This is a genomic window from Alteromonas sp. ABH4_456 (assembly GCF_056160645.1).
Genome location: NZ_JBSWXO010000017.1, coordinates 48,486 through 64,852 on the forward strand (window position 1 = coordinate 48,486; position 16,367 = coordinate 64,852).

Below are 16,367 nucleotides of genomic sequence, written 5' to 3' on the forward strand. Positions count from 1 at the left end.
GAGTAATATGGCTGAACCGTTACCCGATCTGATTGAAGAACTCGTATCAGAGGCGCAAAACGACGATCCTGCTGCCGTATTAACCACACTGGCCAGTGAAGACGATGTTTCCGTTGCAACAGTCCTCGAATCGTTACCGGTAGAGCACCGGATTGCCACCTGGGAAGGCTTGCCCCGGGACAGAAAAATCGACGTGCTGGTAGAAATGCGTAGCGATCCGCGGGAAATCCTCATCGACGCCACGCCTGACAGTGAATGGTCACTGATGTTTGCCGATATCGAAGCTGAATCACTGCTGGAACTGATGGATTCACTGCCGTCACGGTTGATTGATCTCGCATTTAAAGCACTGGATACCCAGCAACAGGCATTCTTCCGTGAAGCGACACAGTTCAGTGATGATGAAATCGGTCACTGGCTCTCCCACGAACAACTGGTATTGCCTATCAACGCAAAAGTACGTGATGCATTGCGGCTTATCCGCCGTAATGTGCCGGGGCACTGTGACACCCTTTTTCTGACCAACCGCTCCGGTCAGTTTTCAGCAGCGGTAAAGCTAACCAAAGTGTTCGGCGCGCCGGAGCATGTGCCTCTGGTGGAGTTGACGGTTGAGAATATGCCTGTGCTTAAGGGGACCGACGATACCACCGCGGCGTCTTTGCAATTACAACGTTCGGGCTTTGCATCATTACCGGTGGTTGATGACAGCAATAAGTTACTGGGACGGCTGGATGTTACGTCTGCCAGTGAACTGGTGAATGAAAATTATGAACGTCAGGTGATGGCATCCGCCGGTATGGATGAAGACGAGGATTTATTCTCGCCTGTCGCAAAGAGTGCCCGCAACCGTGCACTCTGGTTGGGTATCAACCTGCTCACAGCGTTTCTGGCGTCCTGGTTTATCGGTATGTTTGAAGGCACGTTACAACAGGTTGTGGCACTGGCGGTGCTGATGCCGGTGGTTGCCAGTATGGGCGGCATTGCCGGCAGCCAGACACTCACATTGATTGTCCGTGGTCTGGCACTTGGGCAGGTAACCAAAGCTAACTTCCGCGCTCTGATGATGAAAGAGCTTAAAGTTGGCGGCCTGAACGGCGTGATCTGGGCCATCATCATTGGCATAGTGGCGTCCTTCTGGTTCTCAAGCGCGGCGCTGGGCGTGGTGATTTGTCTGGCAATTCTGGTGAACATAATGTCAGCAGCCCTGGCCGGTGTCTTTCTGCCTGTGTTGCTGGAAAAGCTGAATATCGACCCTGCGCTAAGCGGCTCGGTGATCCTCACCACCGTGACCGATATTGTCGGATTTGTTGCCTTTCTTGGTCTGGGTACCCTGTTTCTGCTCTAGCGCCGGCAGACCGTCACAAGTGCCCGGCATTTTACCGGTACAGACTTGCTTCGGTTTGTACCGGCAGGAGACAATGCAACTTTCTCTTCTAACAAGGAACGTCATTGAACGACTTGCAAAGCCTTGCAGCATCCCGCGCTACCCGTACCGGTGTAATTTGTGCCATCGCGGCCTACATTATGTGGGGCGTAGCGCCGGTTTACTTTAAACAGCTTCAGGTTCTGCCGGCCATGGATGTGCTGATGCACAGAATTATCTGGTCTGCGGTTATTCTGCTGGTGTTAGTGCTGGCACTGAAGCAGGGGCCAAAGGTGATGGCAGCACTGCGTAGCCGCAAAGTAATGCAGGTGCTGTTTTTTGCGGGTTTACTACTGGGAGCAAACTGGCTGCTTTTTATCTGGGCGATTAACAATGACCATTTGCTTGATGCCAGCCTGGGTTATTATATCAATCCGCTGATAAATGTGTTCTTCGGTCGTTTGTTCCTGGGTGAAGTGTTGCGTCCGGCGCAGAAAGTGGCGGTTGGTCTGGCTGCAACCGGCGTCACTATTCTCATTGTGACTTATGGTCAACTTCCCTGGATTGCGCTGGTGCTGGCGATGACTTTCAGTGTGTATGGTTTGTTGAGAAAGAAAGTGGCGGTGGACTCATTGCCCGGACTCTTCATTGAAACAACCTTGTTGTTACCCTTCGCGCTGATTTACTGGGTAGGGTTTGCCAGTGAACACAGCAATATGTTGCATAATGACTGGCAACTGAATGCACTGCTGTTTGCGGCGGGTATTGTAACTACAGCGCCATTGCTTTGCTTTACGGCTGCAGCCCGCCGTATCATGTATTCCACGCTGGGGTTCTTCCAGTATATCGGACCGTCAATCATGTTTATGCTGGCGCTGTTTGTTTACGGCGAGCCCTTTGATATGACTAAAATGGTGACATTTGTTTTTGTCTGGCTTGCTTTGGTGGTATTCAGTACCGATTCGTTACGTGCCTACCGTCAGCAGCGGAAAAAGCTTCAGATTGCGCGGGAGCAGACCTGATTCCTACCCTGAGATTTGGCGGTGTACAGCAGTTTGTCTGCATCGCTGAGCAGGGTTTCAAGGTTATCATCGAAAGCGCTGATTAATCCGATACTGGCTGTCACACTAAGCAACTTATCTTTGTAGAGTACCGGGGTTTCTGCAACTACTGCGCGGAAATTTTCCATCCGCCTGAGGGCATCTTCAGGCGCCATAACCGGCAGATAAATACAGAACTCTTCACCGCCGAATCGTGCAGCCGGTACATCGTTAAACAGCGAGCTGATTAACTCTGCCACCGTTTTCAGCACGGCATCACCGGCATCATGGCCGTAGGTGTCATTAATGCGTTTGAAATGGTCCAGGTCTACGAGGGCCAGTGACTGGCGTTCCACATGCTGGCGATAGCGGGTAGCTACCGTATAGAAAAAATGACGGCGGTTTGGCAGGCCTGTCAGATAGTCAGAATTGGCGACCCGGCGGATAGTTTCCACGCTTTCCAGTAACTCCAGGTTTTGCATTACTCTGCACAGAAACTCTTCATGACAGAAAGGGCTGCGCAGAAAGTCATTAGCACCGCTTTTGAGGAATGTTGCCGGCAAAATACCAGATTTTCCTGACGCAATGCCGATAATCGCCATTTCTTCCTTAGCATATGCGCGGCGTAATTCCGCAATGTACTGAACGCCCTGGTCATCATCAATGCTATAGTCGATGAGCATCAACTGAATGTAAGGGTGTTCAGCAAGGTGCTCCTGCGCCTGCACTTGTCCGCTGGCTGAGTAAACCAGGAAGTTATGACGGCGGAGCAGGGAAACCATGGCCTGACGACTGCTGCGCTTGTCGTCCACCACCAGTACACCCACGCTTTTGTTTTTATCGAGCCTGGCCAGAAGGCGGCTCAGATAGTCGTAGATCTGATGATTTTCCTTTACCAGATAATCTACAATTTCTCTGCTCAGAATGGCTTTACGGGTATCATCGCTGGCGTTATCGGTAACGACAATGGTGGGCACAAAAGCATTGATGGTAAAATCAATAGCTTCTCCGTGAGGGGCATCAGGCAGCGCATAAGCCACGACGGCACAAAGATATTCTTCAGGCATAGACACAGAAAAGCGCATCTGAGCTTCGCTGAGAGAATTTGCCCCTTCGGGAATCAAACCGGCCTTTTTCACCAGTTTGGACACGAGCTGCAAGCTTTTCTGGCTATTTTCAATGACCAGTACTTTTCTTTGCATATCGTGCCTCAGTTGAATGAAATCGCTGCTTTAGCGGTTAATTAAATAATATCGGCTGACCGCAGGTAAAATTTAGAGTGGCTGCAATTTAGCATAGGCCAGTACCAGCCATTTGCTGCCGAATTCGTCGAAATTCACCTGCACTCTGGCGTGATCGCCGGAACCTTCATAGTTCAGTACCACGCCCTCACCGAATTTGCGGTGCATGACACGCTGACCCAACTGAAACCCGGTTTGTTCAAAACTTTCGTGAGACGTCGCCCTTGAAAAGCGGTTATGAACAGGGCGGGATACCGTTGATTTTAACCGTACTTCTTCTACGCATTCCGACGGAATTTCGCGGATAAACCGCGACGCCGTGTGATACTTGTCCTGACCATAAAGCCTGCGGCTTTCCGCGTAGGTAATAAAGAGCTTCTTCATGGCCCGTGTCATTCCAACGTAGGCCAGACGGCGTTCCTCTTCCATACGGCCGGGCTCATCATTGGTCATCTGGCTGGGGAACATGCCTTCTTCAACACCGGCCATAAAGACCAGCGGGAACTCCAGGCCTTTGGCGGTGTGAATGGTCATCATCTGAACCGCATCCTGGTCGGTGTCAGCCTGTGTTTCACCGGCTTCCAGCGAGGCATGAGCCAGAAATGCACTCAGAGGCGTCATTTCATCAGCTTCTTCCGGCACGATAAACTGCTTACAGGCTGTGACCAGTTCCTCAAGGTTTTCCAGGCGTGCCTGTGCTTTTTCTCCCTTTTCAGCCTGGTACATGGCATATAAGCCGGAATGTTTGATAGCTTTGTCGGCCTGTTCTTCCAGTGGTAAATCCGCCATTGCCTGCTCAAGATCGGTTATCAGTACAATAAAACTCTGCAAGGCGTTAGCTGCACGGCCTTTCAGGGAACCGTCGGTGAGTAACAAATTGCTGGCCTGCCACAACGAACAGTTGTGCGCTCTGGCTGTCTCACGGATAGCTGACAGCGTTTTCTCACCCATGCCCCGGCTGGGTGTATTAACTACCCGTTCATAGGCAGCGTCATCGTGAGGGTGGTTAACCATGCGCAGATAGCCCAGCGCATCTTTAATTTCCTGGCGTTCGAAGAATCGCAGACCACCGTAAATCCGGTAAGCCAGTCCTTCATGCAACAGCGCTTCTTCCAGTACACGGGACTGAGCATTATTGCGGTATAGAATGGCACTTTCACTGAGGGCGTTACCCTGCTGCAGCCAGCTCTTAATTTGCGACACAATAAAGCGGGCTTCATCCAGTTCGTTGAAACCAGCATATACAGATACCAGTTCACCGTCAGCACCGTCAGTCCAGAGCTCTTTGCCGAGCCGGCCGGTGTTGTTGTCGATCACCGCGTTTGCGGCTTTCAGAATTGTGCTGGTGGAGCGGTAATTCTGTTCAAGACGGATGGTTTCCGGCTTCGGGAAGTCCTTCAGAAACTTATGGATATTATCGACATTTGCACCACGCCAGCCATAAATTGACTGATCGTCGTCGCCCACAATCATGATGGTGTTTTCACCGGTGCTGCACAGCATGCGCAGCCAGGCGTACTGAATGTTATTGGTGTCCTGGAATTCGTCGACCAGTACCGCGCGGAAACGTTTTTGGTAGTGAGCCAGAATCTCCGGATTACGGGCCCACAACTCATGTGCCCGCAAAAGCAGTTCGGCAAAATCAACCAGTCCGGAGCGGTCACAGGACGCCTGGTAGGCCGCATAAATATCGCGCATCTTCTGCTGGGTATGATCGTTATGGGTATCGATGTGCTGAGGTCTTAAGCCTTCATCTTTATTGCCATTGATGTACCACTGTACCTGTCTTGGCGGCCAGTGCTTCTCATCCAGATTCAGCGCTTTCAGAATACGGCGGATCAACCTGTACTGGTCGTCAGAATCCAGAATTTGGAAATTTTCCGGTAAGCCGGCTTCGGCGTGATGTGCTCTGAGTAGACGGTGCGCCAGACCGTGGAAGGTACCCATCCACATGGTGTGCATGCTGCGCTTCATCAGATGTTCAATCCGGCCGCGCATTTCCTTGGCTGCTTTATTCGTGAAGGTTACCGCCAGAATTGAAAAAGGCGCGATGTTCTCTACTTCCATCAGCCAGGCGATGCGGTGAACCAGTACCCTTGTTTTACCACTACCGGCGCCTGCAAGCACCAGCATGTTCGACTGAGGGGCAGCAACGGCTTCGCGTTGTTTGTCATTTAGGTCGTCGAGAAGTAAAGATACATCCATCGGGCAGATCACCAGCGTAATTAATTTCAGACCGGCAGATTATGCCAGAGCAGGCTGTGAATTTATACAGTAAGGAAAAGGGAATCATTATTCTACCGTGCCATGTGACTGATGTTAAAAAGAAGTCTCAAAACTAGACTAAAGGCTAAGTGTTCGAAAAATATACACTTTGTTAAAGTTTACCTGTACAGTGCTATTCACACAGGAAATAGTATTCACGATGTCGGGTGTTTAGCGTTAATACAGTGGCTATGCGTGAAGAGTGGCAACGTTGCTCCGCCGCGCCTTAAATGACGGGATAGTCATGGATTACAACGTAGATAACGAAACCATTGATTTCGATAAACTGATTATCGAGATTTATGACGCAGCACTCACCCGTAAATGGGGCAGGGTGCTGGCGCAGTGCAATAAAGTGTTTCTGGCCAACAAAACATTTCTCGTACTTCGCGATGTGATCAACGACAGAGAAGTTGCCTGGCGTATGAAGACCGCCGGTGACGGTTGCCCGTCCTTTCCTCCTGAAGTGGATTTATCTTCACTTTCCGCCCTGAAACCTTTTTTCTTCCGGCTCCATGAAGGGGATATCTTTGATACCTGTTCACCAGCATTTCCAAGTTCAGAACATTTTACCTCTATTGCAGGGAAAGTACTGACCCCACTGGATGCAGAAAAAACACTGGCAGCACTGGTGTTGCGGGACGAACGCTACGAAGCATATCTTGGTGTATGCCGTTCGGAGCAGGACGACGATTTTTCAAAATACGAAGAAGTTGCTTTCAAACGTTTAGTGCCGCACTTTGTCCGTGCAGCCCGTTTCTTCCGTGATGAAGAAATATTTCGTCAGCAAAGACAACTGGCGCAGGGCGTTTACGAGCACATCAAAACGGCGTTTGTGGTTTGCGACAGCCAGTTAAGGGTTCAGGCCTGTAACAGTCAGGCAGAGCAATACCTGAATTCAGGTAAAGCCGTTGCTCTCAACAAAAAACGCCTCGTTTTTGCTATGCAGCACCAGCACACCCGCTTTTGTGACAAAGTTCAGGCTTGTCTCTCCGGAGCAGAGAAGGACGAAGTGGTGCACGTTGTTGATGATAACGTGGACGCGATTGAAATCTTCCATATTCACCGGCTTGCCTCTCAGGCAGAAGAGGAGCGGCGTGAGCCGCTAGCCGTTGTAAATATTGTATCCAGAGGAAAACCGGACTGGCAGAACATTCAGTCTTGCTATGCGCTGAACAAGCGGGAAGTATTGATTGCGCGCATGTTGTATAAGTGCGCTTCCTACCGTGATATTGCAGCGGCTGCGGGACTGACTACCGGTGAGGTGGATATTCAGGTACAACGTCTGATAAAAGCCATGGGCGTTAAAAATGAAGAAAACCTTATTGATAAACTGGCCATGTTTTCCGGTACTGCGCCGAAGTTCGTTTAATCTGTTTGCCTGTTCTTAAATTTGTTGTCGTGGTGCTTGTCGTAAGAGGAGTAACCGCCATCGCCTTGCATATGTTTGAGGGCGGGTTTGCACCATCTGCTGTAAAGCACGTATGAAATACATATCTTCGACTCCGGAGCGTGCGAGCAGTGCAACTTTTCAAATCCCGCGAGGCATCTTCCACCGATGCCACATCCCTGACAGATTTTTCTTTGCTGGCGTGGTGGCAAATCCTTAAACGCACATACAGCAAACAAAATGCTCATAATTTATCGCTGGTGGCCGCCGGAGTGGCTTTCTATTTCCTGCTCGCCGTGTTCCCGCTGCTTACTGCCGTTATCTCTCTGTATGGTTTGCTGGTCACACCGGAACAGTTGCAAAGCCACATGGCACACCTGGTGGACGTGGTGCCTGCTGACAGCCGTTACATTGTTGAGGAGCAACTGACCAAACTCACCGGAAATTCTGACTTTGCGCTCAGTTGGGGGGTCTCTCTGAGCTTATTGCTGACAATCTGGAGCAGCAGCAAAGGCGCGAACGCGTTGATCACGGCATGCAACATTACGTACAACGAACCTCACGGCAGGATGTTTCTGAAAGGTTTACTGGCGCGGCTGGTATTGACCATCGGCATTATCGCCTTCGTGATCGCTGCGTTACTGTGTATTTCTGTGTTGCCGGAATGGATAAGCTACTTAGCCGGTTCTGTACTCAACGAAAAGGCGGCAACCTGGCTCACATGGCCTGTACTTATATTCCTGTTTAATGTCGCACTGGCGGCACTGTACCGGTACGGACCCCACCGGAGACCAGCAAAATGGCGCTGGGTAACCGTGGGCTCGGCGTTTGCTTCGCTGGTGTGGGTAATTGCGTCTTTTGCGTTTTCCGTGTATCTGAACGAATTTGCTTCGTATAACAAAACCTACGGTTCACTGGGAGGAATTGTTATCCTGCTGATGTGGTTCTATCTGAGTGCTTACATCATTTTGCTCGGCGCGGAACTCAATTCAGCTACCGAATACCAGACCGATAAAGACAGCACTGCCGGCGAGGAAAAGCCGAAAGGAGAGCGGGGGGCTTACGTGGCTGACCATTCCCCTTCCGATAGTCAGACGAGGTGATCAGCACGCGGACAAAAAAATGGAGCGCATTAAGCGCTCCATGTGAGATATTAAGAGGGGATGATTGCCACTAGTTGAAGTAACGGTCCACTTCTTTTTCAGCTTCATCGCGGCTTTTGCCGTAAGCTTTCTGAATCTTGCCTACCAGTTCTTCACGGCGGCCATCAATTTTATCTACATCATCGTCGGTGAGTTTACCCCACTGTTGCTGAACTTTACCTTTTAACTCTTTCCAGTTACCTTCGATACGATCGCTGTTCATATCTTTCTCCTGTTTCAAAGTTTAATGATGTTACAAAATTCTGTCTGGACCGGTTTAACGGGTCCGGGCATGGTCTGTCTGACGCACTGTGCAATCAACTTATTGCGAAGTCTTACGCCGGCAGTTACCAGTACACAATCAACTCTTATTCCAATTTTCTGGTGCTGAGAATAAGTCACTGAATTACGGTTGTTATTTTATATTCCTTTTCGCTATAGCCGGAGAGAGCGGGCAGGCGTAGGATGTAGAACTTTCACGGTGCCGGCCAGTGATTTCACGGTCTGCGGTGATATTGAAATTTTGTAATGTGCGATCGGTTTGCCGGTGATGTGAGTAGACATTTATGTCGTTGAACGATAATCCTCACCGGTTGATAACATGATGCTTGATCTGTGACGTTCAGCCCTTATCTTTCAGGCTTATTTCGGGGCCTTTAAGCTTTCACGCACTTACGCCAAACCAGGAACACCTATGCAAGTATCAACAAGAAACGCCGGCTTCTGGCTTACACTTAAAAGCGAAGCGCAGCACATTGCTGACAACGAACCTTTGCTGGCGAGTTATATACACGCATGTATTCTGACTCATCATAATTTTGAGTCTTCACTGAGCTTTATTCTGGCGAATAAAATGGCTGACGATGTGATGCCGGCCATTGCTATCCGTGAAGTGTTTGATGAAGCCTACCTGCTTGACCCGTCCATTACGGAAGCGGCCGTTGAAGACATCAAAGCCGTGTTTAACCGTGATGCTGCGGTGAAAGATTACTTAACGCCTTTGTTATATTTCAAGGGCTTTCACGCCGTGCAGACTCACCGTATGGCGCATTACCTGTGGCAGCGGGGCCGTCATCAGCTGGCATTGTTCTTACAAAGCCGGAATTCAGAGACATTCGGCGTCGACATTCATCCGGCGGCAAAAATTGGTAAAGGGGTGATGTTCGATCACGCTACCGGCATTGTGGTGGGTGAAACCGCAGTGGTGGAAGACAATGTCAGTATTTTGCAGAGTGTAACGCTGGGCGGGACGGGTAATGAATCCGGCGATCGTCATCCGAAAGTGCGCCAGGGCGTGCTGGTAGGTGCCGGTGCAAAAATTCTTGGCAATATTGAAATTGGTGAAGGGTCAAAAGTGGGAGCAGGCAGTGTGGTGCTGAACGATGTGCCGCCGCATGTGACTGTGGTCGGTGTGCCCGCTAAAGTTGTGGGTAAACCGGCCTGCCAGCGCCCCTGCGATTCCATGCGCCAGAATTTCCTCGAAGACAGCGAAGCTGCAACCGGTAAATAATTTTCCTGCACGGTGCACAGCAGTGCCGTCCTGAAGTCGTTTGCTGTGCTGTTAAAGGCGTTTACTGTCAGGTAAACGCCAGCAATTCATCCAGCGACGATAATTCCACATGAGGAAGCAATGTGGCTGCCTCACGGTTCAGGAGCATGTCGCGGTTTGCTGCAAGCCATGCCGCCTGATATCCCGCTTTCACTGCACCCATAACGTCTTTTTCCAGGTTATCACCCACGTGTAAAATATGGCGCGGCGCTAACGACAGCATCGTGGCCGCTTCATCGAACATATGAGCAGACGGCTTGGCCGGACGGGTTACACTGGCGTGCAACACCACATTAAAGTACGCTGACAGTCCGGTTTTATGCGGGTCAACATTGCCGTTGGTTATCGCAATCAGTGGCATTTTCTCTGCCAGTAGAGCCAGTACGCTGTGAACGCTGTCATCCAGAGTGAAATCGCTGCGGGCGTCATAAAAGCAATCAAAACACGCTTTCGCGGCTGCCTCCAGTGCTTCAGGATCCTGAATATCCTGTTCCAGCGCCTGCCTGAGAGTATGCATACGCAACTGACCCATATCTGAAGCCAGTGCGGGTTGTGCCTTGATCAGACCCCGCTTTATATCTGTCCATTCCTGCGGCGAAAGCTTTGCCGTTTGCGGATATTCCGCAGCAATATAATGCTTAAGGGTTGCTTCTGCCCGTTTGATAATGGGGTCATTGTTATAAAGTGTATCGTCCAGATCGAAAGTCATGGCTTTCACTGGTGCTAAAGGCCGGTAAAATCGCATGGGACCTCAGTTTTAATTAATAAGTTATTTCTTCCTGGCGCGGGGGTGCGCGTTATCGTATACCTTCGCCAGGTGCTGGAAATCCAGATGCGTATAGACCTGCGTGGTTGATAAGTTAGCATGACCAAGCAATTCCTGGACTGCCCTCAGATCGCCGCTTGATTCTAATACGTGAGTAGCAAAGGAATGGCGCAGTTTATGAGGATGCACAGTCTGATTCATATTCTGAGACTGAGCTAGCTGATTGAGACGGTTTGCCACCTGACGGTTTGAGATCCTCGTCCCCCGTTTGCTCACAAACACGGCCGGCTCATAGGGCGATGCATACTGGCCCCGTACTTTTAACCAGGCGTTCAGGGCTTTGGTCGCCGTGCGTCCAAGTGGCAGGATGCGCTGCTTATTTCCCTTACCGGTGACTTTAAGCGTCCCGTCGCCCTGACAATCAGCCAGGCGCAGGCCGGTCAGTTCATTCAGGCGTAGCCCGCATCCGTAAAGTAATTCGGCCATTGCCATATCGCGACATTCTATGCCTTCATCCTGTGGCGAAGACAATAACTGTTGCATGTCATCCACACTGATTTGCTTTGGCAGAGGCTTGCCCTGTTTCGGCGCCTGAATACCCTCAACGGGGTTGCTGAACAGTTGTTCGTTACGCATCAGGTAATGACAGAATGTTCGCAGGGCAGAAAGCTGTAACGCGATGGAGCGGGCGTGCTTGCCCTGTCGTTTGGCGATGGCCATGACCCGCTTAACATCTGAAGGGGTCAGTCCGGACCAGTCTTCAAGGGCCAGTTCAGTGGCAATGGCGGTAAGCTGGCGGCGATAATTGGAAACGGTATGCTCTGATAATCCCCGCTCGATATCGAGATGCAAAAGGAATTTGTCCAGCCATTGCTGGCATGCATCACTGAGGCGAGGTTCGGGCGCCGCCGGTTGCATTAATATCCCAGCATGCCCGGCATGGTGATGTTCAGCACTTCCTGCAACTGTTTCAGCAGCAGAGTATCCATATCCGGCGTAAAGTGGGAGGCATCGTCAGAGCCTACAGCCAGAATGCCCATATCGTGATTGTCACCCAGTAAAATCAGTGCGACAGATTCTGCGGTTTCTTCACCAAAGATCACTTGTCTTTCGTGCTGGCTTAAACGGCCGAAGAAGAAGGTACTGTCTTTAAAGCGTTTTTCGATAATGAGTCTGCGTTGCAGCTCCTGCATGGCATGAGGGCCTTTAAACAGTTGCAACACTACTGAGTGAAGATTAAGACGTTCCTGCAGAACAGATTCCAGTTTGTACTGGATTTCCGATACAGATTTACAGCGTAACAGTTCGACATTCAGATCCGTATAAACGCGGTAAATTTTCTCGTTTTGTTTGGCCACGCCGATGAGCTGGTTGAGTTTATAATTTAGCTGACGTACCTTCTTGCGAAGCTGTTCGCTCTGGCGTTCAACTAAAGATACAGCCCCTTTTTCCTCATGAGGAATCACCAGCCGTTCAAGAATGTCCGGATTATTGGCGAAAAAGTCGGGATGCTTTAATAAAAAAGCACGCACTTCTTCTGCTGTCAGTCCGAACGCTTCGTCGTAATTGGGTTCCAGTGTTACCGGTCTTTTACTTTGACCTGAAGCATCACTCATAGATTAATCTGTCCGTCGTAAATGTGCTCAGCGGGCCCGGTCATCTTAAGTGCCGAGTCCTCGCCCTGCCAGCGAATACGTAAACTGCCGCCGGGTAAATCTACCCTGACTTCCTTATCTAATTTTCCCTGAACCTGTCCGACCGCTACAGCGGCACATGCGCCGCTGCCGCACGCCAGGGTTTCCCCTGCGCCACGTTCGAATACCCTGAGCTTCACATGATCTTTCGACAGTATTTGCATAAAGCCAACGTTCACCCCTTCCGGAAAACGTTCGTGACGTTCCAGTAACGGGCCGACTTCATGCACACCGGCGGTATCGACATCGTCGACTTCCATTACACAATGGGGGTTACCCATGGAAACGGCGCCTAAAAATACTGTACGTTCCTCAACACGGAAAATGTAGGTCTTTTCCTGTTTATTGGCGACCAGAGGTACTCTGGCTGGTTCAAAGTCAGGTACACCCATGTTCACGGTGACCTGTCCGTCTTTTTCCAGGTACAACACCATTTTTCCTGCCTTGGTGCTGACCTTAATTTTATTGCGGTTGATTAACCCTTTCATTTTCACGAAACGGGCAAAACAACGGGCTCCGTTTCCACACTGAGAAACTTCCGAGCCGTCTGCATTGAAGATGCGGTAATGAAAATCCTGTTCAGGATCATAGGGAGGTTCTACCAGCAACAGCTGGTCAAAGCCAATACCAAAGTGCCGATCAGCGAGTTGCTGAATCTTCTCCTTTGAAAAGAAAACGTTCTGGGTAACGTTATCGATGACAACGAAGTCGTTGCCCAGCCCGTGCATTTTGGAAAATTGAACTTGCATTAAGCGCACATCTTTCTTATTTGTATTTCTCTAGTTTACGTAAGTTTGCACTCACCTTTCCAGAGATCTTTTTGATTTTCTCGTTCACGCACCACAATTACCTGGTCACCATCCACCATAATTTCCGGCGGGCGGCAGCGGCTGTTGTAGTTCGAGGCCATAACAAAACCATAGGCGCCGGCGCTGCGAACCGCCAGTAAGTCTCCCGGTTTTATTGCCAGTTCACGGTCTTTACCGATGAAATCACCGGTTTCACAAATCGGTCCCACCACATCGTAAATACGTGGTGTGGCATCGGTTTCCTGCTCAACACGTACGATGTTCTGCCAGGCTGAATATAACGACGGGCGGATTAAATCATTCATCGCAGCGTCAACGATGGCGAAGTGCTTTTCATCGCCTTCTTTCACGAATTCAACTTCAGTGATCATAATGCCGGCATTCGCAGCAATAGCGCGGCCGGGTTCCATGATCATCTTTAAATTTTCGCGGCCAGCCATCTTTTCTACCATGGCGGCGGCGTATTCTTTCGGATGAGGCGGTGTTTCATTATTGTATGTCACGCCCAGGCCACCACCCACGTCAAGGTGGGAAATGGTAATACCTTTAGCGGCAAGCTCATCAATGAGCTTTAATAATCTTTCAAGGGCATCAACAAACGGCTCAATAGAGGTCAGCTGAGAACCAATGTGGCAGTCCATGCCTTTTACTTCAAGGTTTGACAGACTGGCGGCCAGTTCGTAAGTCGCAACGGCACGTTCGCGGGGTATACCAAATTTATTCGCTTTCAGTCCCGTGGAGATATACGGGTGAGTTTTGGCGTCCACATCCGGATTAATACGCAATGAAATAGGAGCTTTTACGCCCATTTCTGCGGCAACGCTGTTAATGCGCTCCAGTTCCGGTTCAGACTCAACGTTGAAACACAGAATGCCTTTCTCCAGCGCATAACGAATTTCTTCAGGCTTTTTGCCTACACCGGAAAATACCACTTTCTTTGCATCACCACCTGCTTCCAGTACCCGTGCCAGTTCCCCGCCGGATACGATGTCAAAGCCTGAACCTAATTTTGCCAGGACGCTCAGCACGCCTAAGTTTGAATTGGCTTTTACGGCGTAACAAATCAGGTGAGGGTGTCCGCCCAGTGCCTGGTCAAATGCATGCCAGTGACGCTCAAGGGTGGCGCGGGAATAAATATACGCAGGTGTACCGTGTGCTTTAGCGATGTCAGATACTGCTACATCTTCAGCAAACAGTCGCCCGTTTTGAAAAGCGAAAAAATCCATTACTGAGTGTCTCCGGATTGGTCGGCGGGTGTTCCGGCTGGAGTTTGCTGGTTGTCCTGAGACTCTTCTGGAAGATAGAGTGCCCCGCGATAGCCGCATGCTGACAGACCACTAATGAATATCAGCAGCACGATTAAAAAGAAGGGTTTTCTGCGCACAACGAACCCGCATAGAAAGACTAAAATTGCTGCTATGATGGCACTGCGGTGCTAAATTGCAAGCGTCAATAAACGCTCTTTCGTTTTATCGCCATATTCCACTTGTTCCCACAGTGCATTGCACAGAGAACGGGTGTCACTGAGGTCACCCTGTTTCAGCCAGTTGAGCAGCAGTGACGGGTCATGAGGGAACTGAATTGCCTCATTTTCAGGTGCATCCAGCCACTCTTCCACAATGTCAGTGTCGAGCTGAAAAAGGGAATGACATAGTCCCATTTTATCTAACGTGAGTACGTTCGATAATTGTTCAAACTGGCCGTGTAACGGCTTAATCAGCAGCTTTTTGCCCAGATGTAATGCTTCACTGGACAGCTCAAAGCCGCCGTTGGCGATCACACCGTTGCAATGCTGTAAGTGATGCTGAAAGCCAGCCTTGGAAGGAGGATTCCAGCTGATATGGCCGCTTTCGTAATGGCCCTTGATTGACGGGTGATAGCACACAAATTGCTGGTCGGTTAACGGTTCCAGCATCAGGCGGATGTCATCCACGTGTTCAAAAGGCAGATAAACCAGAACGTGACTTTTTGACGGTGAGGCAAGGCGTTCATCTGCGACAAACGGCGGCACGATAGGCTGATTAAAGTGAAACCAGTGTACGCCCAGCTGTACCTGTGTGGGAGCAAAGTATTTCAGGATGAGTTTATTGATAATATCGTCGCCGGCTTTCGGGACGGTATAAGTAAAACATGCCTGATGGCTGATAGAGATAGAAGGAAGCCCCGCACGTTTTGCAGCCCAGGCGGTGACCGGTTCAAAGTCGTTGATCAGAAGGTCATAGCCGGTGACATCAAAGTTACGCACATCCTGCCAGAACTGACCGGGGCGGTTTGCTTTGAGTGTTGCAATGCGGTCTACCTGACCGTGACTGGTAATAAAAGTAAGACCACGGAAGGTGCGGTACGGACCAAATACCTCCATGTCGAAGTACTTGTCTTCATCCCGTCCGGAAAATACAAAATCAACGGTGAAGTCGTCGCGCTGTGCAAAAGCTGCAGCCATGATGCGTGCGCGGGCAATATGACCGTTGCCGGTCCCCTGCACGCCGTAAAGAATTCTCATACTACCCCAGTATCATTAAGCTCGCAGAAGCAATGGTTAAGCCCAGAAGTGCGCCGGCTATCACGTCGGTAGGGTAGTGCACACCCAGCAAAATACGGGACAGGCCAATGAGCGCAGCCCAGCTGTAAGCCAGAATGGCAAAAGGCGGATAAAAATGCGCTACGATGCTGGCCATCAGCCAGGCCGCGGCGGTGTGGCCGGATGGCAGACTGAATTTATCTGACGGCGTAACGTGGGCCGTGAAGTTATTCAGTAAATCGCAGGGGCGGGGACGCTTGAACATACGTTTCAGCACCACATACACCGGCAGTTCGAGTCCGTAGGCCATCAGTGCGGTATACAGAAACAGCTCGCCGTGTTCAGGCTCGAAAGCCCACAACAGCATACCGATGATGAAGTACAGATAGCCGTCTCCGGTTTTCGACAACCAGATAACGCCGGTACAGTTACGCTTTTGTGTGAGTCGGTAAAGCCAAAAAAACAAATCAGTATCAGCTTTGGTCAAGGATTTCCGGTTCAGCACGGCCCTGGCCTCATTACAATTGATTACAATTATAAGCTAATCAGCATGTGTGAATCTGCCGTGACAAAAAAAAGAAACCTTT

General features: G+C 50.2%; 16 protein-coding genes. 5 read left to right on the forward strand and 11 right to left on the reverse strand.

The features are described 5' to 3' along the window. Window positions 1-7 precede the first annotated feature (7 nt). Complete coding sequence (locus ACXAG2_RS19240) at window positions 8-1,345, forward strand: magnesium transporter (RefSeq protein ID WP_474869704.1); 1,338 nt, start codon at window positions 8-10, stop codon at window positions 1,343-1,345. A gap of 113 nt (window positions 1,346-1,458) precedes the next feature. Then, window positions 1,459-2,385 (forward strand): EamA family transporter RarD, encoded by a 927-nt coding sequence (gene rarD / locus ACXAG2_RS19245; RefSeq protein ID WP_474844147.1) that lies wholly within the window; start codon window positions 1,459-1,461, stop codon window positions 2,383-2,385. Here the strand turns inward: rarD and ACXAG2_RS19250 are convergent. Both ACXAG2_RS19250 and uvrD read right to left on the reverse strand, forming a co-directional pair. Further along, entirely contained in the window at window positions 2,361-3,605 is a 1,245-nt protein-coding gene (locus ACXAG2_RS19250) for a GGDEF domain-containing response regulator (protein WP_474869707.1), read from the reverse strand. The genes rarD and ACXAG2_RS19250 overlap by 25 nt on opposite strands. A 72-nt stretch (window positions 3,606-3,677) precedes the next feature. Then, window positions 3,678-5,849 (reverse strand): DNA helicase II, encoded by a 2,172-nt coding sequence (gene uvrD, locus ACXAG2_RS19255; protein WP_474869710.1) that lies wholly within the window; start codon window positions 5,847-5,849, stop codon window positions 3,678-3,680. 304 nt (window positions 5,850-6,153) lie between these two features. Between uvrD and ACXAG2_RS19260 the strand changes: the two genes are divergently transcribed. Together ACXAG2_RS19260 and ACXAG2_RS19265 are read left to right on the forward strand one after the other, a co-directional pair. Further along, window positions 6,154-7,281: a helix-turn-helix transcriptional regulator gene (locus tag ACXAG2_RS19260; protein ID WP_474869713.1), complete on the forward strand. Its 1,128-nt coding sequence runs from the start codon at window positions 6,154-6,156 to the stop codon at window positions 7,279-7,281. A 149-nt stretch (window positions 7,282-7,430) separates the two neighbouring features. Beyond that, on the forward strand, window positions 7,431-8,402 hold the full coding sequence (locus tag ACXAG2_RS19265) for a YihY/virulence factor BrkB family protein (protein WP_474869715.1): 972 nt from the start codon (window positions 7,431-7,433) through the stop codon (window positions 8,400-8,402). Window positions 8,403-8,472: 70 nt separating this feature from the next. Here ACXAG2_RS19265 and ACXAG2_RS19270 read toward each other — a convergent pair whose 3' ends face one another. Next, complete coding sequence (locus tag ACXAG2_RS19270; RefSeq protein WP_119499797.1) at window positions 8,473-8,664, reverse strand: CsbD family protein; 192 nt, start codon at window positions 8,662-8,664, stop codon at window positions 8,473-8,475. 471 nt (window positions 8,665-9,135) lie between these two features. Here ACXAG2_RS19270 and cysE point away from each other — a divergent pair, with 471 nt between their 5' ends. After that, complete coding sequence (cysE, locus tag ACXAG2_RS19275) at window positions 9,136-9,951, forward strand: serine O-acetyltransferase (protein ID WP_474869718.1); 816 nt, start codon at window positions 9,136-9,138, stop codon at window positions 9,949-9,951. 67 nt (window positions 9,952-10,018) lie between these two features. Here the strand turns inward: cysE and ACXAG2_RS19280 are convergent, their stop codons facing one another. From ACXAG2_RS19280 to ACXAG2_RS19315, 8 genes are read right to left on the reverse strand one after another with little or no spacing between them, the layout of a single operon-like run. Continuing rightward, a complete protein-coding gene (locus ACXAG2_RS19280; RefSeq protein ID WP_474869720.1) occupies window positions 10,019-10,735 on the reverse strand; it encodes an HAD-IA family hydrolase in 717 nt (238 codons plus the stop codon). A 24-nt stretch (window positions 10,736-10,759) separates the two neighbouring features. Next, the gene (gene xerC / locus ACXAG2_RS19285) at window positions 10,760-11,674 is read right to left on the reverse strand and encodes a tyrosine recombinase XerC (RefSeq protein ID WP_119499800.1); all 915 of its coding nucleotides are present in this window, start codon (window positions 11,672-11,674) and stop codon (window positions 10,760-10,762) included. Next, window positions 11,674-12,372 carry a DUF484 family protein gene (locus ACXAG2_RS19290; protein WP_119499801.1) on the reverse strand — a complete coding sequence of 233 codons (699 nt, stop codon included), beginning with the start codon at window positions 12,370-12,372 and terminating at the stop codon, window positions 11,674-11,676. Before ACXAG2_RS19290 ends, xerC begins: the two co-directional genes overlap by 1 nt. Beyond that, a complete protein-coding gene (gene dapF, locus ACXAG2_RS19295) occupies window positions 12,369-13,199 on the reverse strand; it encodes a diaminopimelate epimerase (protein WP_119499802.1) in 831 nt (276 codons plus the stop codon). Before dapF ends, ACXAG2_RS19290 begins: the two co-directional genes overlap by 4 nt. 35 nt (window positions 13,200-13,234) lie before the next feature. Then, window positions 13,235-14,485: a diaminopimelate decarboxylase gene (gene lysA, locus ACXAG2_RS19300; protein WP_119499803.1), complete on the reverse strand. Its 1,251-nt coding sequence runs from the start codon at window positions 14,483-14,485 to the stop codon at window positions 13,235-13,237. Next, window positions 14,485-14,643, reverse strand: coding sequence for an LPS translocon maturation chaperone LptM (gene lptM, locus ACXAG2_RS19305; RefSeq protein WP_119499804.1), 159 nt, complete (start codon window positions 14,641-14,643; stop codon window positions 14,485-14,487). The genes lysA and lptM overlap by 1 nt, the downstream gene beginning before the upstream one ends. 51 nt (window positions 14,644-14,694) lie before the next feature. Then, window positions 14,695-15,762, reverse strand: coding sequence for an MJ1255/VC2487 family glycosyltransferase (locus ACXAG2_RS19310; protein ID WP_474869722.1), 1,068 nt, complete (start codon window positions 15,760-15,762; stop codon window positions 14,695-14,697). A gap of 1 nt (window position 15,763) precedes the next feature. Then, window positions 15,764-16,267, reverse strand: coding sequence for a phosphatase PAP2 family protein (locus ACXAG2_RS19315; protein WP_442858437.1), 504 nt, complete (start codon window positions 16,265-16,267; stop codon window positions 15,764-15,766). Window positions 16,268-16,367: the final 100 nt, after the last annotated feature.